At 58.0% G+C, this 19,890-nt stretch carries 15 protein-coding genes and 3 tRNA genes; 12 read left to right on the plus strand and 6 right to left on the minus strand.

All coding sequences use genetic code 11. The annotated features are described in order from the left end of the window. The first annotated feature begins 75 nt into the window (after nucleotides 1-75). The 5 genes from ptrA to ACA373_RS14130 are packed head-to-tail and all read left to right on the plus strand — an operon-like array spanning nucleotide 76 to nucleotide 9,164. On the plus strand, nucleotides 76-2,961 hold the full coding sequence (gene ptrA, locus ACA373_RS14110) for a pitrilysin (protein WP_370734697.1): 2,886 nt from the start codon (nucleotides 76-78) through the stop codon (nucleotides 2,959-2,961). Further along, nucleotides 2,958-6,494: an exodeoxyribonuclease V subunit beta gene (gene recB, locus ACA373_RS14115; RefSeq protein ID WP_370734698.1), complete on the plus strand. Its 3,537-nt coding sequence runs from the start codon at nucleotides 2,958-2,960 to the stop codon at nucleotides 6,492-6,494. Before ptrA ends, recB begins: the two co-directional genes overlap by 4 nt. Beyond that, nucleotides 6,485-8,308, plus strand: a complete 1,824-nt coding sequence (recD, locus tag ACA373_RS14120) for an exodeoxyribonuclease V subunit alpha (protein ID WP_301252548.1) — start codon at nucleotides 6,485-6,487, stop codon at nucleotides 8,306-8,308. Before recB ends, recD begins: the two co-directional genes overlap by 10 nt. 11 nt (nucleotides 8,309-8,319) lie before the next feature. After that, on the plus strand, nucleotides 8,320-8,652 hold the full coding sequence (locus tag ACA373_RS14125) for a hypothetical protein (RefSeq protein ID WP_370734699.1): 333 nt from the start codon (nucleotides 8,320-8,322) through the stop codon (nucleotides 8,650-8,652). Next, nucleotides 8,649-9,164, plus strand: a complete 516-nt coding sequence (locus ACA373_RS14130; protein WP_253458783.1) for a type II toxin-antitoxin system YafO family toxin — start codon at nucleotides 8,649-8,651, stop codon at nucleotides 9,162-9,164. The genes ACA373_RS14125 and ACA373_RS14130 overlap by 4 nt, the downstream gene beginning before the upstream one ends. A 360-nt stretch (nucleotides 9,165-9,524) precedes the next feature. Here ACA373_RS14130 and argA read toward each other — a convergent pair whose 3' ends face one another. Next, nucleotides 9,525-10,868 (minus strand): amino-acid N-acetyltransferase, encoded by a 1,344-nt coding sequence (gene argA, locus ACA373_RS14135; protein ID WP_253458786.1) that lies wholly within the window; start codon nucleotides 10,866-10,868, stop codon nucleotides 9,525-9,527. 224 nt (nucleotides 10,869-11,092) lie between these two features. Here argA and amiC point away from each other — a divergent pair, with 224 nt between their 5' ends. After that, nucleotides 11,093-12,343, plus strand: a complete 1,251-nt coding sequence (gene amiC, locus ACA373_RS14140) for an N-acetylmuramoyl-L-alanine amidase AmiC (RefSeq protein WP_370734700.1) — start codon at nucleotides 11,093-11,095, stop codon at nucleotides 12,341-12,343. A gap of 83 nt (nucleotides 12,344-12,426) precedes the next feature. Here the strand turns inward: amiC and ACA373_RS14145 are convergent. The 3 genes from ACA373_RS14145 to ACA373_RS14155 form a co-directional block, all read right to left on the minus strand. Further along, nucleotides 12,427-12,503, minus strand: a tRNA-Met gene (locus ACA373_RS14145). Between the two features lie 59 nt (nucleotides 12,504-12,562). Beyond that, a tRNA-Met gene (locus ACA373_RS14150) sits at nucleotides 12,563-12,639 on the minus strand. A gap of 57 nt (nucleotides 12,640-12,696) precedes the next feature. After that, a tRNA-Met gene (locus ACA373_RS14155) sits at nucleotides 12,697-12,773 on the minus strand. 203 nt (nucleotides 12,774-12,976) lie between these two features. Between ACA373_RS14155 and mltA the strand changes: the two genes are divergently transcribed. Further along, nucleotides 12,977-14,119 (plus strand): murein transglycosylase A, encoded by a 1,143-nt coding sequence (mltA, locus tag ACA373_RS14160; protein ID WP_253458791.1) that lies wholly within the window; start codon nucleotides 12,977-12,979, stop codon nucleotides 14,117-14,119. A gap of 52 nt (nucleotides 14,120-14,171) precedes the next feature. Continuing rightward, nucleotides 14,172-14,972, plus strand: coding sequence for a tRNA cyclic N6-threonylcarbamoyladenosine(37) synthase TcdA (tcdA, locus tag ACA373_RS14165; protein ID WP_253458794.1), 801 nt, complete (start codon nucleotides 14,172-14,174; stop codon nucleotides 14,970-14,972). Nucleotides 14,973-14,989: 17 nt separating this feature from the next. Here the strand turns inward: tcdA and csdE are convergent, their stop codons facing one another. Next, nucleotides 14,990-15,433 carry a cysteine desulfurase sulfur acceptor subunit CsdE gene (gene csdE / locus ACA373_RS14170; RefSeq protein ID WP_301730098.1) on the minus strand — a complete coding sequence of 148 codons (444 nt, stop codon included), beginning with the start codon at nucleotides 15,431-15,433 and terminating at the stop codon, nucleotides 14,990-14,992. A 2-nt stretch (nucleotides 15,434-15,435) separates the two neighbouring features. Beyond that, nucleotides 15,436-16,641: a cysteine desulfurase CsdA gene (gene csdA, locus ACA373_RS14175; protein ID WP_370734701.1), complete on the minus strand. Its 1,206-nt coding sequence runs from the start codon at nucleotides 16,639-16,641 to the stop codon at nucleotides 15,436-15,438. Nucleotides 16,642-16,865: 224 nt separating this feature from the next. On the opposite strand from csdA, the gene ACA373_RS14180 reads away from it, so the two are divergent. The 4 genes from ACA373_RS14180 (at nucleotide 16,866) to rlmM (ending at nucleotide 19,889) form a co-directional block, all read left to right on the plus strand. Continuing rightward, complete coding sequence (locus ACA373_RS14180) at nucleotides 16,866-17,090, plus strand: YgdI/YgdR family lipoprotein (protein ID WP_253458800.1); 225 nt, start codon at nucleotides 16,866-16,868, stop codon at nucleotides 17,088-17,090. 338 nt (nucleotides 17,091-17,428) lie between these two features. Further along, a complete protein-coding gene (locus ACA373_RS14185) occupies nucleotides 17,429-18,343 on the plus strand; it encodes a transcriptional regulator GcvA (RefSeq protein WP_125287404.1) in 915 nt (304 codons plus the stop codon). 57 nt (nucleotides 18,344-18,400) lie between these two features. Continuing rightward, nucleotides 18,401-18,796: a DUF423 domain-containing protein gene (locus ACA373_RS14190; RefSeq protein ID WP_253458802.1), complete on the plus strand. Its 396-nt coding sequence runs from the start codon at nucleotides 18,401-18,403 to the stop codon at nucleotides 18,794-18,796. After that, nucleotides 18,789-19,889, plus strand: coding sequence for a 23S rRNA (cytidine(2498)-2'-O)-methyltransferase RlmM (rlmM, locus tag ACA373_RS14195; protein ID WP_301730100.1), 1,101 nt, complete (start codon nucleotides 18,789-18,791; stop codon nucleotides 19,887-19,889). Before ACA373_RS14190 ends, rlmM begins: the two co-directional genes overlap by 8 nt. Nucleotide 19,890 lies beyond the last annotated feature (1 nt).

The following is a 19,890-nucleotide window of genomic DNA, read 5'->3' on the forward strand; positions in this document are numbered from 1 at the left end:
GAGTCTTTAGGGTCGTCGTTTAGCTGTCGCCGCTTCGGGGGCGCAGAAAGCACGTTAGATTGTCGAGGAGTTTGAATGCGTCGTTATGCAGTCTGGTTCACCACGCTGTTTCTGCTTTTTACCTTCTGGAGTCCGCTGAGCCAGGCACAGTCAGGCTGGCAGCCGATCCCTGAAGCTATCCGCAAAAGTGAAAAAGATCCGCGCCAGTATCAGGCGATCAAACTCGACAACGGCATGACGGTACTGCTGGTTTCCGATCCGCAGGCGACAAAATCCCTGTCGGCGCTGACGCTGCCCATCGGCTCGCTGGACAACCCGCGTAACCAGCAGGGTCTGGCGCACTATCTTGAGCATATGCTGCTGATGGGGTCAAAACGCTATCCGCAGCCGGATAATCTGGCGGAGTTCCTGAAAAAGCACGGCGGCAGCCACAATGCCAGCACGGCGTCCTACCGCACGGCTTTCTACCTGGAAGTGGAAAACGATGCGCTGGCCCCGGCGGTGGATCGGCTGGCGGATGCCATCGCCGAGCCGCTGCTGGATCCGGTTAATGCCGATCGTGAGCGCCACGCGGTGAATGCCGAGCTGACGATGGCGCGCTCGCGCGACGGCTTGCGCATGGCGCAGGTCGGCGCGGAAACGCTGAATCCTGACCATCCCAGCTCGCTTTTTTCCGGCGGCAACCTGGACACGCTGAAAGACAAACCGGACAGCAAGCTGCACGATGCGCTGAAGGATTTTTATCAGCGCTACTATTCGGCCAACCTGATGAAAGCGGTGATTTACAGCAATAAGCCGCTGGCGGAACTGCAAAAAATCGCGGCCACTACGTTTGGCAGAGTGGCGAACCACAATGCCGCAGTGCCTGCGATTACCGTGCCGGTGGTGACGGATCAGCAGAAAGGCATTGTGATCCACTACGTGCCGGCCCAGCCGCGCAAGCAGGTCAGGATCGAGTTTCGCATCGACAATAACAGCGACCAGTTTCGCAGCAAGACCGATACGCTAATCGCCTATCTGATCGGCAATCGCAGCAAGAACACGCTTTCCGACTGGCTGCAAAGCCAGGGCCTGGCCGATTCTATTGATGCCGGCGCCGATCCGGTTATCGATCGCAACGGCGGCGTCTTTTCCATCTCTATTTCGCTGACCGATCGGGGGCAGGCAAACCGCGATCGGGTGGTGGCCGCCGTGTTCAGCTATCTGAACAAGCTGCGTAACGAAGGCATCGACAAACGCTATTTTGATGAAATGGCGCACGTGTTGGATCTGGACTTCCGCTATCCGTCGATCACGCGTGACATGGACTATATCGAATGGCTGGTGGATACCATGCTGCGCGTACCGGTTACCGACACGCTGGTCGCGTCCTATGTCGCCGATCGCTACGATCCGCAGGCGATTAAAGCGCGTCTGGACGGCATGACGCCGCAGAACGCCCGGATCTGGTTTATCAGCCCGAACGAGCCGCACAATAAGACCGCCTATTTCGTTAATGCGCCTTATCAGGTCGATCGCATCACGCCGGAGCGTTTTGCCGCCTGGCAGAAGGAAAGCGCGGCTATTTCGCTGGATTTGCCCGTGCTGAATCCCTATATCCCGTCTGATTTCACGCTGATTAAACCGGCGCAGCAGGTTGACCGTCCGCAGACGCTGGTTAACCAGCCGGGCCTGCGCGTGTTTTATATGCCAAGCCGCTTTTACGCGGACGATCCCAAAGCCAACATTACGCTGGCGCTGCGGAATAAAGAGGCGATGAGTACCGCCAAAAATCAGGTACTGTTCGGCATGAATGACTACCTGGCAGGCCAGGCGCTGGACGAGCTGAACTCGCAGGCTTCGGTTGGCGGCATCAGCTTCTCCACCAGCGAAAACGACGGCGTAACCTTTAACGCCAGCGGCTTTACTCAGCACCTGCCGGAGCTGATGCAGACGCTGCTGAAACAGTACGCCAGCTATCAGCCAACGCAGCAGCAGCTGGATCAGGCGAAGTCCTGGTATCTGGAGCGTCTGGACGCCGCCGAAAAAGGGAAGGCCTTCGAGCTGGCTATTCAGCCCGCGCAAATGCTGTCGCAGCTGCCCTATACCCAACGCAGCGAGCGCCGTAAGCTGGTGGCCGGTATTACGCTGGCCGATCTGAAGAATTACCGCAGTATGCTGTTGGAAAAAGCGACGCCGGAGCTGATGGTGGTCGGCAATATGACGCCGGAAAGCGTCAAGGCGCTGGCGACCACGCTGAAAGCGCAGCTTAACTGCGAAGGGCAGAGCAGCTGGCACAGCGATTATCTGACGGTGGATAAAACGGCAAACGCCAATTTACAACAGGCCGGCAGCAGCACCGATTCCGCGCTGGCCGCGCTGTACGTGCCGCTCGGCTATGAAGAGTTCGACAGCATCGCCAGCAGCGCCATGCTCAGCCAGATTGTGCAGCCGTGGTTCTATAACCAGCTGCGTACTGAGGAGCAGCTTGGCTATGCGGTATTCGCCTTCCAGATGCCGGTTGGTCGCCAGTGGGGCATCGGCTTCCTGCTGCAAAGCAACGTTAAGCAGCCCGCTTATCTGCTGCAGCGCTTTGAGGCGTTCTATCCGACGGCGGAAAAGCGCCTGCGCGAGATGAGCAAAGAGGATTTCGCCCAGTATCAGGCGGCAATGATCAACGAGCTGAAGCAGCGTCCGCAAACGCTGGATGAAGAAGCGGGCCGCTACAGTAAAGATTTCAACCGGCAGAACTACCGTTTCGACACCCGTGAAAAAGTGGTTGCCCGTATTCAGGCGCTGACGCCAGAGAAGCTGGCGGCCTTTTTCCACGATGCGGTCAGCAAACCGCAGGGCCTGACGCTGCTGTCGCAGATCTCCGGCAGCCAGCACGACAAGGCCGACTATGCGAAGCCGGCGGGCTTTACCACCTGGCAGGAAGTGTCGAAGCTACAGCAATCTTTTCCGGTGCAAAGCGATAAATGAAGGTCCAGCGTCTCGATCCCCTGACGCTGCCGCTGAAAGGCGAAAGGCTGATAGAAGCCTCGGCGGGCACGGGGAAAACCTTTACCATCGGCCTGCTCTACCTGCGTCTGCTGCTGGGGCTGGGCGGCGAAGCGTCGTTCGGGCGGCCGCTTTCGGTTGAAGAGATCCTGGTGGTGACCTTTACCGAAGCGGCCACCGCAGAGCTGCGCGGCCGCATCCGTGAAAACATCCACCGGCTGCGTATCGCCTGCGTGCGCGGATATACGGCTGACGGCGTACTGGCCCAGCTGCTGACGGAAATCGACGACCTGCCGCAGGCGGCCGCGCAGCTGCTGGCCGCAGAGCGCCAGATGGACGACGCCGGGATTTTTACCATCCACGGCTTCTGCCAGCGCATGCTGAACCTGAACGCCTTTGAGTCAGGCATGCTGTTTGAGCAGCAGCTGATTGAGGATGAGTTTCCGCTGCGCCGTCAGGCCGCCGCCGACTTCTGGCGCCGCTACTGCTATCCGCTGCCGCTGCCGATAGCGCGGGTAATGACCCAGATGTGGCAGGGGCCGGAGCAGCTGCTGACCACGCTGCTGCCCTGGCTGAACGGCGAAGCGCCGGTGCTGAAATATCCGCTTGATTTGCAGGAAACCTTTAGCGAACGTCACGACAAAATTATCGCGCAGATCGACGGCCTGAAAGCGGCCTGGCTGGCGGCCGGTAATTTGCACGATCTGATAGCGCAATCGGGCGTGGATAAGCGAAGCTACAGCAGTAAGCACTTACCTAACTGGCTGGACAAGCTGAACCAGTGGGCGATGGCGGAGACGCTGGACTATCTGTTTCCCAAAGAGCTGGAACGCTTTGGCCAGCGCGTGCTGCATGAAAAAACCAAAAAGGGCGAGCCGCCGCAGCATCCGCTGTTCGAAGAGATCGACCGTTTTCTGGCCGAGCCGCTGTCGCTGCGCGATTTAGTGATCGCCACCGCGCTGGAGGAAATCCGCCAGGCAACCCAGAAAGAGAAGCGCCAGAACGCGCTGCTGGGGTTTGACGATTTGCTACAGCGCCTCGACAGCGCGCTGCGGCAGCCGGGCGGCGAGGCGCTGGCGCAGGCGATCAGAACCCGCTATCCGGTCGCGCTGATTGATGAATTTCAGGATACCGACCCGCAGCAGTACCGTATTTTCCGCGGTATCTACGGCCAGCAGCCCGACAACGCGCTGCTGCTGATTGGCGATCCCAAACAGGCGATTTACGCTTTTCGCGGCGCGGATATTTTTACCTATATGAAAGCGCGTGGGGAAGTCAGCGCTCACTACACGCTGGAAACTAACTGGCGCTCGTCGCCGATGATGGTTAACAGCGTTAACCAGCTCTTTTCCCGCATGCAGGATCCCTTTCTGTTCAGCGAAATTCCCTTTATTCGCGTTGAGCCAGCCGCGCCCAACGCCGCGCTGAGCTTTACCGTTGAGGGCAAGGAGCAGCCCGCGCTGCGCTTCTGGCTACAGCCGGGTGAAGGCGTGGGCGTGACGGAATATCAGCAGTTTATGGCGCGCCAGTGCGCGGCGGATATCTGCCGCTGGCTAAGCGCGGGTCAGCAAGGCACGGCGCAGATCGGCAAGGGCGACGAGCTGCGGCCGGTGCAGGCTTCGGACGTCACCGTGCTGGTGCGCAGCCGCAGCGAAGCCGCGCTGGTACGGGAAGCGCTCAACGCCCTGAATATTCCTTCGGTCTACCTTTCCAACCGCGACAGCGTGTTCGCCACCCAGGAAGCGCGTGAAATGCTGTGGCTGCTTCAGGCGGTGCTGGCGCCGGAGCAGGAACGCATTCTGCGCAGCGCGCTCGCTACCAGCATCTTCGGGCTGGATGCGCCGACCTTGCAGGATCTGAGCGAGGACGAGCGCAAATGGGATGCGCTGGTGGATGAGTTCGACCACTATCGTCAGCGCTGGCTGAAGCGGGGCGTGCTGCCGATGCTGCGCGAGCTGATGGTCAACCGGCAGATTGCGGAAAACCTGCTGGCTTCGGAAAGCGGCGAGCGCCGCCTGACCGATCTGCTGCATCTGGGCGAGCTGCTGCAGGAAGCTTCCGCGTCGCTCGACAGCGAGCACGCATTGGTGCGCTGGCTGGCGCAGGAAGTGGCGCAGCCCAACGGGCAGTCGGCCAGTCAGCAGCTGCGGCTGGAGAGCGATCGCCACCTGGTGCAGATCGTCACTATCCATAAATCGAAAGGTCTGCAATATCCGCTGGTGTGGCTGCCGTTTGTTGCCAACTATCGCGAAGCGGCCACGGGCATCTATCACGATCGACAGAATTATCAGGCGCTGCTGGATCTGCGCGAGGACGAGGAAAGCCTTGAGCTGGCCGAGCAGGAGCGGCTGGCCGAAGATCTGCGCCTGCTCTATGTGGCGCTGACGCGCTCCGTTCATCACTGTAGCGTGGGCGTTGCGCCGCTGATCAAGGGCAACCGTAAAAAAGAAGGCAACAGCGATCTGCACCGCAGCGCGCTGGGCTGGCTGTTGCAGCAGGGCGAACCGGCTGACGCCACCGCGCTACGCGAGCAGCTGCTTACAATGCAAAACGAGGCGGTAGAAACCGTGCTGGCGGAGACGCCGGAAAGCGCTCCCTGGCAGCCGCAGCAGCACGCCTTACACGCGCTCAGCAGCAAAGCGATGGCGCGCAAGCTGCGCGACGAGTGGCGGGTGACCAGCTATTCCGGGCTACAGCAGCACGGCCATTCCGTCACGCTGGATCTGCTGCCGCGCCTGGACGTTGACGCGGCGGGCGAGGCGCAAAGCCAGCAGGCTGCGCAATTGACGCCGCATACTTTTCCTCGCGGCGCGGCGCCGGGCACTTTTCTGCACGGCCTGTTTGAAAACCTCGACTTTACCCAGCCGGTGGATGAAGCCTGGCTGAGCGAACAGCTTGCCGGACAGGGGCACGACCTTGCCTGGCTGCCGGTGATGAAACAGTGGCTGGAAAACGTGCTGACCACGCCGCTGAATGAAACCGGCGTCAGCCTGAGCCAGCTACCGGCGGAAAGCCGTCAGGTGGAGCTGCAATTTTATCTGCCCATCAAACAAATGCTGATGGCGGAAAAGCTGGATCGGCTGGTGCGCCATTACGATCCGCTGTCGGCCGGCTGCCCGCCGCTTAACTTTCAGCAGGTGCAGGGAATGCTGAAAGGTTTTATCGATCTGGTGTTTTGCTGGCAGGGAAAATATTATCTGCTGGATTATAAATCCAACTGGCTGGGCGAGTCGGGCGAGCACTACACGCCGGAAGCGATGGCGGAAGCGATGCGCGCGCACCGTTACGATCTGCAATATCAGCTTTATACGCTGGCGCTGCATCGCTATTTGCGTCATCGTCTGGCTGACTACGATTATCAGCGCCACTTCGGCGGCGTTATCTATCTTTTCCTGCGCGGCGTGGACGGTACGGCGCGTGAAAACGGCATCTTCCGCACCTGCCCGGAAGCGGCTTTTTTGCAGTCGCTCGACGCGCTGTTTGCCGGGGAATTTCAGGAGGAACTATGGCCATAGCGCAACTGCTGCTCTCCGCCTGTGAGGCGCGACTGCTGCGTCCGCTGGACGTGCAGTTCGCCCGCATGGTGGCGGGCGACGATCATCCCGCACTGATGCTGGCTGCGGCCTGCGTCAGCGCCGAAGCGGGCGAGGGGCACGTGTGCCTGCCGCTGACGCATCTCAGCGAAGCGCTGCTGTTCGGCGGACGCCATCCTGAGCTGGCCGGTCAGCTGTGGCAGGCCGTTGGCGAGCCGGACTGGCATCACCTGCTGTCATCGGCGCAGGCCGTGGGCGACGGCACGACCGCAACGCCGCTGGTACTGCATCAGCAGCGGCTCTATCTGCATCGCATGTGGCAGTCGGAAGGGCAGGTGGCGCAGTTTATCGTGCGTGAAGCCCATACGCCCTTTGACGAACAGCGGCTGCGCAGCGCGCTCGACAGGCATTTTGGCGAGCAGCCGGATAACTGGCAGAAAATCGCCGCAGCGGTGGCGATCACGCGGCAAATTGCGGTGATCTCCGGCGGACCGGGAACGGGCAAAACCACCACGGTAGCCAAACTGCTGGCGACGCTGCTGGAGCTTTCTTCCGGCTCGCTGCGTATTCGCCTGGCCGCCCCGACGGGTAAAGCGGCGGCGCGGCTGACCGAATCCCTGGGCAAAGCGTTGCAGCGGCTTGAAGTCAGCGAAGCGGAAAAACAGCGTTTTCCTGCCGAGGCCACCACGCTGCATCGCCTGCTGGGCGCGGTGCCCGGCAGCCAGCGGATGCGCTATCACGCGGGCAATCCGCTGCATCTGGATCTGTTAGTGGTGGATGAAGCTTCTATGGTGGATTTGCCGATGATGGCGAGCCTGATCGCCGCGCTGCCGCCGCACGCCAGGGTGATCTTTCTGGGCGATCGCGACCAGCTTGCCTCGGTGGAAGCGGGCGCGGTGCTCGGCGATATCTGCCGCTGCGCGGAGTCCGGCTACAGCAGCCAGCGCGCGGAAATGCTGATGCGCCTGACCGGCTGCGAGATTGCAGGCCAGGAGGACAAGCTGGCGCCAGCGGTGCGCGACAGCATTTGCCTGCTGCGTAAAAGCTACCGTTTCGACGCCTCATCGGGCATCGGGCAGCTGGCGCTGGCGGTCAACGCGGGCGATATCCATCAGGTTGAAAAAGTATTTAACGCGGATTTTGCTGATATTACCCGCTTTACGCTGAGCAGCAGCGCAGAGTATCAGCATCTGCTGGACACCAGCGTGGCAGGCTATCGCGACTATCTTGAGCAGATTGCCGACCAGGCGGAACCTCGCCGGGTGATTGAGGCGTTTGGCCGCTTTCAGCTGCTGTGTGCGCTGAGGGAGGGGCCGTTTGGCGTGTTCGGACTTAATGAGCGTATTGAGGCCGCCTTGCAGAAAAAACGGCTGATCCAGCGCCAGCCGGGCAGCAAATGGTATATCGGCAGGCCGGTAATGATCGCCCGCAACGACAGCGCGCTGGGGCTGTTTAACGGTGATATCGGCATTGCGATGAACGATGCGGAAGGCGCGCTGAAGGTGTTCTTCCCGCTGCCCGACGGCAGCATTCGGGCCGTGCAGCCCAGCCGCCTGCCGCCGCATGAAACCGCCTATGCGATGACCGTGCATAAATCACAGGGCTCGGAGTTTGATCATACGCTGCTGGTGCTGCCGAATCAGTTTGCGCCGGTACTGACGCGCGAGCTGGTTTACACCGCCATCACCCGCGCCAGAGAACGCCTGACGCTGTATGCGGATAATCAGGTGCTGAACAGCGCAGTGAAGATGCGCACGCGCCGCCGCAGCGGCCTGGTGGAACGGCTGGCGGGGTAAAGTGGGGCGAAATGTCATTAACGCTTGCGCATACTTTTGACGAACGCTGGATTTTAGCTGAGGCAAGATCGTATAATTACCAGGCAATTTGCAACAGGAGGCTAATTATGGCCGTTATGAGATTTAGGGCAGCAGGAAATGCCATTGAACATACCTCGGTGAAAAGACCTGATGAAGATCTCCGTTGTAGTAAAGCTCAGGCATTAAAGCGTGCTTATGAAGGAGCTGTTCCCCACGCTCCCGGGCATGGCATTTCTGAAGAGCGCGCGCTGGAAATCTCTCAGCAATTCGTTGATTTGTATGAAAATAAAGAAAAGCGCAGGAGAGGTTTTAAGCTGGCATGACGCTAAAGGGAGATGTTTATGTCAGCGAGAATTATGAATATCTGATGGAACAGGACATAAGCCAGGGAAAGACTGAGCTTGAAACAGCGCTTAATGATTTCAAAATATATTGGCCAGGCCCTGGCTTCCATCTGAGTTTTGGTAAAGATAATCAGTTCACTCGCCCTTATAGCCCCGCTCCGGGCATTTTAAGCTGTTCAATCAGGAAAGTGCATGTCAGGCCCGTGGTATTCACACCTGTTCATGGATGGAATGGAACTCGGGCTGCATGGGATCTGCAAAAAATTCCCCGCAAAGCGACCAGTAATACTTATCTTATCTATGCGGTTAATAGCAACAGGGACGCCCTGGTTATGGCGTTGCTAAAAAACGCTCATTATGCGACGCAGTCAAATGACCTTATGCAAGGTTTTATGGAAACAGCGGATAACTGGTATGCGGATATGGGCATAAAACCTCTTCCCGTTGCCGGCCACGATTCTGTCTGGTCTGTCCATATCTGGAAAAAATAATACCGTTCCTGTCCTGCTTATGTAAATCCGTGCCTTCCGCCATGACAGCAGGCTATGCACTTGCACGAGCCTTACTGCGCAATAAATCCCAGCAAAAGGTAAGCAGTGGATGATCAAGGGCTGAGCGAAACGATTAATAAGGCTCTGGCGGGTCCTTAATTTTATGAGGCCGGGTGCGTGCAACTAAATCAGCCCAATCTCAGTTACCGAAGCAGACCGGTATAAACTCATTCGTGCGGACTCGTTACGCGCGCCCCTGTGCGAAAATAGTCTACTTATCTGCCAGACCCCGATGTCAGCAAAAGGCGGGGAAACTATAAAAAAACGTAGCGTCCCGCGCTTTGTTAATCATCGCAATTTTTACGCCATCCGCGCATGGCTCAGATCGGCCATCAGCACCTTTGAGCGGCGCTGGTAGTTATACATCTGCTTTTTGCTTTCCGGCAGCTCTTCGATATCGACCGGCGTAAAGCCGCGCTCCTGGAACCAGTGAATGCTGCGTGTGGTCAGCACAAACAGCTTTTTCAGCCCCATCTGCCGCGCCTGCAGCGCCACTCTTTCCAGCAGCGCTTCGCCGCGCGACGAGCTGCGGTAGTCCGGGTGTACCGCGACGCAGGCCATCTCGCCGATTTTCTCTTCCGGGAAAGGGTAGAGCGCCGCGCAGCCGATGGTGAGGTTATCCCGCTCGATAATCGTAAATTTGTCGATTTCGATCTCTAACTGCTCGCGCGAGCGACGCACCAGAATGCCCTGCTGCTCCAGCGGGCGGATCAGCTCAAGGATGCCGCCGATGTCGTTGATGGTGGCGCGGCGGATCTGCTCGGCGCTTTCCATCACAATCTGCGTACCGATACCGTCACGCGAGAACAGTTCCTGCAACAGCGTGCCGTCCTCCTGATAGCTAATCAGGTGGCTGCGGCGCACGCCGCTGCGGCAGGCCTTCACCGCGCCGCGTAAAAAGCGCACGGTCGCAGACAGATAGTCATGGCCTTCTTCCAGCTCGATAATGCGCTGCTGCGCTTCGTTCGGGAACAGCTCGGAGATAATTGCGCCTTCGCTGTCGGTCACGCCCTGTTCCGCGCAGAAGCCGATCATTTTTTCCGCCTTCAGCTTGATCGCCAGCTGGGTGGCGACTTCTTCCGAGGTCAGGTTAAAGCTCTCGCCGGTCACGGAAACGGCAACCGGCCCCAGCAGCACGATAGCGCCGCTGTCGAGCTGGCGGTGAATAGCCTCTTCATCGATGCGGCGGATACGGCCGCTGTGGCAGTAATCCACGCCGTCATCCACGCCCAGCGGCTGCGCGATAATAAAGTTGCCGCTGACGACGTTGATATGCGCGCCCTGGAGCGGCGTGTTGTTCAGGCTCATCGACAGGCGCGCGGTGATATCCAGCTGTAAACGGCCTGCCGCCTGCTTGACCAGCTCCAGCGACTGCGCGTCGGTGACGCGGGTATGCTTGTGATAAACCGGCTCCAGCTGATGCTCCGCCAGATTGGCGTCAATCTGCGGCCTCGCACCGTATACCACCACCAGGCGAATGCCGAGGCTGTGCAGAAGGCCAATATCATTAACGATGCTTGAGAAGTTATCATGCTCAATGGCTTCGCCGCCCAGCATAATGACAAACGTCTTACCACGATGGGCATTGATATAGGGCACGGTATGGCGAAACCCCTGAACCAGCTCGGTACTCCGTTCCTTCACGGCAAACCCTCTATGAATTATTATTCGCTAAAAATGTATTTTTATTCTTTTATCGCGTGGGCGCAAGTGCCAATTTTCAACCTTCTCTTTAACGTAGCTTAACGCTGCGGCCCGTGAAGGGCTTTTGGGGGTGACACCGGCAGCAGGATTCGCTACAGTTTTGCGCCTGGTGGTTTTTTGGTTTTATTTTTCTTTACAAAACAGCAATTTCTTACTGGAGTGGCATGTCTGATTTACCTTCGCCCGGCCGACGTCGCTGGCTACAGGGCGCTGGCGCAGCGCTGCTGCTGAGCGTCAGCAAAGCGGGACTGGCGGCAAGCAGCCATATTGTGGCCGTGCGCATCTGGCCGTCTTCAACCTATTCCCGCGTCACGCTGGAATCCAATACTCCGCTGAAATATAAACAGTTTGCGTTAAGTCATCCTGAACGCATAGTGGTGGATATCTCCGGCGTGCACCTGAATCAGACCCTGCATCAGGTCGGGCATCTGGTGCGCAGCGACGATCCCTATATTAAAAGCGCGCGCGTCGGCCAGTTCGATCGCCATACGGTGCGGCTGGTGCTGGAGCTGAAGCAGAGCGTGACGCCAAAAGTCTTTACGCTCGATCCGGTCGCCGGCATCAAAAACCGCCTGGTGCTGGATCTCTATCCGGCCAGAAACCGCAGCCATAACCATGAAGACGATCCGCTGCTGGCGCTGTTGCAGGATTACAATAAAGGCGAGCTGGAAAGCGGCCAGCCCGCTTCCGCGCCGTTGCCCGGCAAAGCGGGGCGGGATCGTCCGATTATTATCATGATCGATCCCGGTCACGGCGGCGAAGATACCGGTGCTATCGGCAAGCATAAAACCAAAGAAAAGGTCGTGGTGCTGAAAATCGCCCGTCGGTTGAAAGCGCTAATCGATAAGCAGCCCAATATGCGCGCGCATATGACACGCAGCGACGACGTATTTATTCCGTTGAAGGTGCGGGTGGCAAAAGCGCGCAGATTACGCGCCGATCTGTTTGTTTCTATTCATGCCGATGCCTTTACCAGCCGGGCGGCGCGAGGCTCTTCCGTGTTCGCGCTGTCGACTAAAGGCGCAACCAGCACCGCCGCGCGCTATCTGGCGCAAACGCAGAACGAATCGGATCTGATCGGCGGCGTCAGCATGAGCGGCGATCGCTACCTTGATCACACTATGTTCGATATGGTACAGAGCCTGACCGTTAACGACAGCCTGAAGTTCGGCAAGGAAGTGCTGGGACATATGGGCAAAATTAATCATCTGCACAAGAAGAAGGTGGAGCAGGCGGCTTTTGCGGTGTTGAAAGCGCCGGATATTCCTTCCATTCTGGTGGAAACGGCTTTTATCAGTAATCTGGAGGAGGAGCGCAAACTGCGTACGGCAGCGTTCCAGCGTCAGGTGGCGGAGTCGATTCTGGCAGGGATTAAAGGCTATTTTGCCCACGGCGCACCGTTAGCACCAAGATAGGAAAGCGGGCGGCGACAGGTCGTCCGATAAAATAAGAAAGTTGGAACGCCAGAAACAAAAAAACACCCGAAAGGGTGTTTAGTTGGTTGCGGGAGCCGGATTCGAACCGACGACCTTCGGGTTATGAGCCCGACGAGCTACCAGGCTGCTCCATCCCGCGTCCGATGCTGACGCTTCCATCACGGCAGACTTTTTTACTACTACATTTTCCTGAGAAAATGGTTGCGGGAGCCGGATTTGAACCGACGACCTTCGGGTTATGAGCCCGACGAGCTACCAGGCTGCTCCATCCCGCGTCCGAACTTCCTGGCGCTTCCATCACGACAGGTTTACTGCTTTTCCCCGGAGGGAATTGGTTGCGGGAGCCGGATTTGAACCGACGACCTTCGGGTTATGAGCCCGACGAGCTACCAGGCTGCTCCATCCCGCGTCCGTGGATGCGCACTATACTCTCCGGCGATTTTGTTGCAACCCCTTTTTGCAAATTAACGCCTGAAATCGCCCTTACTGCTTAATTTGTCAGCCGATTGTTGTATTGTTGTGCAAAACCGACGCTTCTTTTTGGCGAGGACGTTTTAATCTGTGGGGCGCTTTGCTATCTTCGCCTGCAATTGCGTATAAAGGTAGAGAATAATGAAAGGACGTTGGGCAAAGTATATGGTCACCGGGGCGTTAATCGCCCTGCTTGCGGGATGTTCCTCCAAACCTACCGATCGCGGCCAGCAGTATAAGGACGGCAAGCTGCAGCAGCCGCTGGGGCTGGTTAATCAACCTAACGCCAAAGGGCGCCCCGTTAACGGCAAAGATTTTGCCGATCAGCTGCTGGAAATCCAGGCCGCTTCGCCAGCCATGTTTTCCCGCCAGCTCTCCACCTACAGCGCGCTAAAAAGCTGGCTGATGGCGGGCGGTGATACGCGGCAGCTGCGCCAGTACGGCGTGGATGCGTATCAGATGGAAGGCACCGACAATTATGGCAACGTGCAGTTTACCGGTTACTACACGCCGGTTATCCATGCCCGCTACACCCGCCAGGGCGAATTTCAGTATCCTTTATACCGCATGCCGCCGCGCGGCAAGCGCCGTTTGCCAAGCCGAGCGGAAATCTACAGCGGCGGCCTGGATGAACGCTACGTTATCGGTTACAGCAATTCGCTGATGGATAACTTTATTATGGACGTGCAGGGCAGCGGCTACGTTGACTACGGCGACGGCCGTCCTTTGACCTTCTTCGGCTACGGCGGCAAGAACGGCCATGCTTATCGTAGCATCGGTAAGGTGCTGATCGATCGCGGCGAAGTGAAGCGCGAAGATATGTCGATGCAGGCTATCCGCCAATGGGGCGAAAACCACAGCCCGGCCGAGGTGCGCGAGCTGCTGGAGCAGAACCCGTCCTTTGTCTTCTTTAAGCCGGAAGAGTTTGCGCCGGTACGCGGCGCGAGCGCGGTACCGCTGATCGCCAAAGCTTCGGTGGCCGCCGATCGTTCGCTGATCCCGCCGGGCACGGTACTGCTGGCGGAGGTGCCTTTGCTGAACGATAAAGGCAAGTTCAACGGCAAATATGAAATGCGCGTGATGGTGGCGCTCGACGTGGGCGGCGCTATTAAGGGCCAGCACTTTGATATCTATCAGGGTATCGGCGAGCAGGCGGGCCATATGGCAGGCTGGTATAACCACTACGGTCGCGTCTGGGTGCTGAAAGCGGCGCCGGGCGCGGGCGTTTCTCCTTTCTCTATGGCACAAAATGGCAATGCCGGTGCGGCGCTGGTCAGTCGATAATTAAGGTCAACGGGCCGGCGTTTCCGGCCCGTTTCCGACGTTGAGGTAAATCATGAGGGTTCTTTCCGACGCCTGGCTACAGCGCTTTGGCGGCACGGCACGCTTATATGGTCAGTCTGCTCTGCAACTTTTCGCCGACGCGCATATCTGCGTGATCGGCATTGGCGGCGTAGGCTCCTGGGCCGCTGAAGCGCTGGCGCGCACCGGTATCGGCGCCATCACGCTGATCGATATGGACGATGTCTGCGTGACCAATACCAACAGGCAGATCCACGCGCTGAAAGGCACAGTAGGGCAGGCGAAAACCGAGGTAATGGCGCAACGCATCCTGGCCATCAACCCGGAATGCAAAGTGACCTGCGTGGATGACTTTATCACTGCGGAAAATACGGCTGAGCTGATGAGCGGCGGCTTTACCTATGTGATTGACGCCATCGACAGCGTGCGGCCAAAAGCGGCGCTGCTGGCCTGGTGCCGCCGTAATAAAATCCCGCTGGTTACCACCGGCGGCGCAGGCGGTCAGATCGATCCCACGCAGATCCAGGTGGCGGATCTGGCGAAAACGATTCAGGATCCGCTGGCGGCTAAGCTGCGCGAACGGTTAAAAAGCGATTTCAATATCGTTAAAAACAGCAAGGGCAAGCTGGGTATTGACTGCGTGTTTTCCACCGAGGCGCTGATGTATCCGCAGCCGGACGGTTCCGTTTGCGCTTCACGCAGTACGGCGGAAGGGCCAAAGCGGATGGACTGCGCTTCCGGCTTCGGCGCGGCCACGATGGTCACCGCCACTTTCGGCTTCGTGGCCGTTTCCCACGTGCTGAAAAAAATGATGGCGAAAGCGGCGCGCGCCTGACGCCGCTTCTGATTTGCTTAACCCGCTTCGCTCGCCGCCTTCACTACCGCTGTCGCCAGTGCCGCCAGACCGGCGCTGCGCGAGGCGCTGAGCTGATCGCGCAGCCCCAGGTCATCAAACAGCGCCAGCGGATCGCTCTGCAATATCTCTTCGGGCAGCTTTCCTTCCACGCTGACCAGCAGCACCGCCAGCAGTCCGCGCACGATGCGGCCCTCGCTGTCGCCGTAAAAGTGCAGGCTGCCGTCGGGCGACTGTCTATGTCCCAGCCAGACGCGGTTTTCACAGCCGCTGAGTTCGATTTCCGCCGTTTTCCACTCCTCCGCCAGCGCGGGCAGCTGTTTTCCCAGCAAAATCAGCTGGCGATAGCGTTCTTCCCACTGCGTAAAGGCGGAAAAAGTCTGTTTTAAGCCGTCGGCGGTAATCAGCGTGCCGAACGGGTGCGGAGCCGGTAAAGTCGTCATAGTTAATCTGCCAAAAGTTCCAGTGCGGTGGTCATGGCGCTGACCAGCGCTTCAACATCGTTAAGCGTATTATAGGGCGCAAAAGAGGCGCGCAGGGTGCCGTTGACGCCAAGTGCCTGTAGCAGCGGCTGGGCGCAGTGCTGGCCGGCGCGCAGCGCGATGCCGCTTTCCGCCAGCAGCGTAACAATATCACTGTGGTGTACGCCCGCGATATCAAAGGCGAGCAGGCTGGAGCCGCTGGCACGGAAGCTGCGAAAGCCGGGCAGATCCGCCAGCCGCTCTTCCGCCACGTCGGCCAGCCCGCAGCTCCAGCTTTCTGCCGCCGCCATATCCACTGTTTCCAGCCAGCTCAGCGCCGCGCTCAGCCCGATGACGCCCGCTACGTTGGGCGTGCCTGCCTCAAAGCGCCAGGGCACCGCCTGCGGCGTAAAGCCGTCAAAGCTGACGGTGGTCAGCATTTTTCCGCCGCCCTGCCAGGGCTGCATCGCTTCCAGCAGCGCCGTTTTGCTATAGAGCACGCCTGTCCCCATTGGCCCATAAAGCTTATGGGCGGAAAAAGCATAAAAGTCGATATCCAGCGCTGCTACGTCGGGCGGCCGATGCGCCACGCCTTGCGCGCCGTCTATAACCACCTTTGCGCCCGCGCGATGCGCCAGTGCGACGGCCTTGCTTAAATCCGGGCAGCCACCGGTGACGTTGGACATTTGTCCAAGCGCCAGCACCCGCGTACGCGCATTCAGTAAGGTTTCCAGCGTCGCGATGCCGGGCAGCAAATCTTTGCCGATCGGCCACTTCACCACTTTGGCGCCGGTCTGCTCAGCCACCATCAGCCATGGCACCAGATTGGCGTGATGCTCGGCTTCGCTGACGACGATCTCATCGCCTGGCCGCAGGCGTGGTCGAAAATAGCCCTGGGCGATCAGGTTGATCGCTTCCGTGGTGCCTTTGGTCCAGACAATATTGCTGGCGAGCGGGGCATTCAGCAGTCGCGCCACCTGACCACGGGCATTTTCATAGCGGTCGGTTAGCGCACGCGCGGCGGCAAACTGGCTGCGATGCACGGTTCCGGCCCCCTGACTGTAGAACGCCTGGGTGGCTTCAATCACCGCCGCTGGCTTCAGCGTGGTGGCCGCGCTGTCAAGATAGATGCCGGCTTCGTCCAGCGCGGGAAACTGCTGGCGAAAATGAACAGGCGAAAATATGCTCATGTTCTCCTCGGATAAGGGTGGATTGATGCGGTTTTTACCGAATCCAACTGAATTACAGGCGCTTTCCTGGCAATGTCTGAAAAGCGAGTTATCCTGATTTATGCAAGGTTTAAACTATTACCCGCAAATAAGCTTTCTCAGGACAGGCAATTTACTCGCTTTTTGCCTCGGGATCGCGCATTGCGGGTGGTTTATCGCATTACTATCTGCAAGGAGATATAAAGATGAAAAAATTTGCTGCTATTATGGCCGCCTGCGCCATGACTTTTGCCCTGGCTGCCTGCTCAAGCAATTATGTTATGCATACCAATGATGGCCGTACCATCGTCGCCGACGGCAAACCCGTAGTAGATGACGATACCGGTATGATCAGCTACAAAGATGCTAACGGCAACAAGCAGCAGATCAACCGTTCAGACGTAAAAGAAATGGTTGAAATGGGCCAGTAAGTTTCAGGCAAAAAAAAGCACCGCAATTTGCGGTGCTATTAAATCTCTATGGACAGACAGGGTAAATCTAAAAGCGGTAGTCGGACTACCCGATCTGCAAAAGGCAGATCAATTGCAAACACAACATCACGACCACAAGCCAAAAGCCTTCTAAAATCCCCGCGCAAGCGCTTCAATTTCAAACTGCTTTTCGTTCCGGCTCAGGAAGTGCGGCAACTATAGGTATTTGCTGGTGCATCCTCAACGGACAAATTATAATGGCTCGGATAAAAAAAACTAATACGTAAAGCTGCGTCAGCGGCCTTATGTCCGAAGCCAACATTCTGTAACCGGTAATCATGTCGAAACGTCTTCCTCCTTTAAATGCCCTGCGCGTATTTGATGCTGCCGCACGTCATCTCAGTTTTACCCGGGCCGCAGAAGAGCTTTTTGTGACCCAGGCGGCGGTAAGCCATCAGATCAAGTCACTGGAGGATTTTCTGGGCCTTAAGCTGTTCCGGCGGCGTAACCGCTCTTTATTGCTTACCGAGGAAGGCCAGAGCTACTACCTGGATATCAAAGAGATTTTCACCGCGCTGAACGACGCTACCCGCAAGCTTCAGGCACGGAGCGCGAAGGGCGCGCTGACCGTCAGCCTGCTGCCCAGCTTTGCGATCCAATGGCTGGTGCCGCGCCTGTCCAGCTTTAACTCAGCTTATCCGGGGATAGACGTGCGTATCCAGGCCGTCGATCGGGAAGAAGAGAAGCTGGCGGATGACGTAGACGTGGCTATTTTCTATGGGCGCGGCAACTGGCCGGGCCTGCGGGTGGAAAAACTTTATGCCGAATATTTGCTGCCTGTCTGTTCACCTTTGCTGTTAACCGGCGATAATCCTCTTAAAACGCCTGCCGATCTGACGCGCTTTACGCTGCTGCATGACGCTTCCCGTCGCGACTGGCAGGCCTATACGCGCCAGCTGGGCGTAAATATCAACGTGCAGCACGGCCCTATTTTCAGCCACAGCGCGATGGTTTTACAGGCGGCTATCCACGGCCAGGGCGTGGCGCTGGCGAACAACGTGATGGCGCAAACGGAGATAGAAGCGGGCAGGCTGGCCTGTCCCTTTAACGACGTGCTGGTAAGTAAAAACGCTTTTTATCTGGTTTGTCATGACAGTCAGGCAGAACTGGGTAAAATAGCCGCCTTTCGTCAGTGGATCCTGGCAAAAGCAGCCAGCGAACAGGAAAAATTCCGCTTCCGCTACGAAAGCTGAACCCTTAATCATGCGTTGCCAGGGCGGCGGCGCGTGCTGTCTCAGAGGATGATAAGAATGTCGAGTCGTGCAATGCTGATTTTTACGGCCATCAGCGGGTTTGTTTTTGTCATGCTGGGCGCATTTGGCGCTCATGTATTAAGCCGGTCACTGGGGCCGGGCGAAATGGCCTGGCTGAAAACCGGCCTGGAGTATCAGGGTTTCCACACGCTGGCGATCCTGGGCCTGGCGGCAGCGATGCGCAGCCGCGCCAATATCTGGTTTTACTGGAGCAGCGCGCTGCTGGCGCTGGGCACCGTACTGTTTAGCGGCAGCCTTTACTGTCTGGCGCTGTCCCATCTTAAGCTTTGGGTTTACGTTACGCCGGTAGGAGGTTTCTGCTTCCTGATTGGCTGGGTTTTAATGTTGATTGGCGCGCTGCGTCTGAAGAAAAGGGCAGAACGCCATGAATAAAGTTTTACTCTATTGCCGTCAGGGCTTTGAAAAAGAGTGCGCGGCGGAGATCACCGCGAAAGCCGCAGCCAGAGAAGTATTTGGCTTTGCGCGCGTAAAGGAAGATTCCGCTTACGTGCTGTTTGAATGCTATCAGCCTGAAGACGCCGAAAAACTGCTGCGCGAGCTGCCTTTCAGCGAGCTGATTTTTTCGCGTCAGATGATCGTTGTGGGCGAGCTGCTGCGCGATTTGCCTCCTGAGGATCGCGTCACGCCGGTGACGGGGATGCTGACCGGCGTAGTGGAAAAGGGCGGCGAGCTGCGGGTTGAAGTGCCGGACACTAACGAGAGCAAAGAGCTGCTGAAATTCTGCCGCAAGTTCACCGTGCCGCTGCGTTCCAGCCTGCGTTCGGCGGGCATCCTGCTGAATTACGAAAGCGACAAGCGTCCCGTGGTGCACGTCTTTTTTATCGCGCCGGGCTACTGCTACGTCGGCTACTCGCTGCCGCAGAACAACTCCCCGTTCTTTATGGGCATTCCACGGCTGAAGTTCCCGTCCGACGCGCCAAGCCGCTCGACGTTAAAGCTGGAAGAAGCGTTTCACGTTTTTGTACCGGCCGACGAATGGGAAGAACGCCTGGGCAGCGGCCTTTATGCGGTCGATTTGGGCGCCTGTCCCGGCGGCTGGACTTATCAGCTGGTGAAGCGCAGCATGATGGTGCACGCCGTTGATAACGGCCCGATGGCGCCGAGCCTGATGGATACCGGGCAGGTTTTCCACCATCGCGAGGACGGCTTTAAATATCGCCCGACGCGCAGCAACATCTACTGGCTGGTATGCGATATGGTGGAAAAACCGGTACGCGTGGCTAACCTGATGGCCGACTGGCTGGTGAACGGCTGGTGCCGTGAAACCATTTTCAACCTCAAGCTGCCGATGAAAAAGCGCTATGAAGAAGTCTCACAAAACCTGGCGATGATCGACGAAAAGCTGAAGGCCAACGGCATCAACGCGCAAATTCAGGCGCGCCAGCTTTATCACGATCGCGAAGAAGTTACCGTGCATATTCGCCGCATCTGGGGCGCAACGCCAGGACGCCGCGACGAGCGCTAAA

This window comes from Erwinia sp. STN24 (assembly GCF_041320675.1).
In the GTDB taxonomy this organism is placed as follows: domain Bacteria; phylum Pseudomonadota; class Gammaproteobacteria; order Enterobacterales; family Enterobacteriaceae; genus Erwinia; species Erwinia aeris.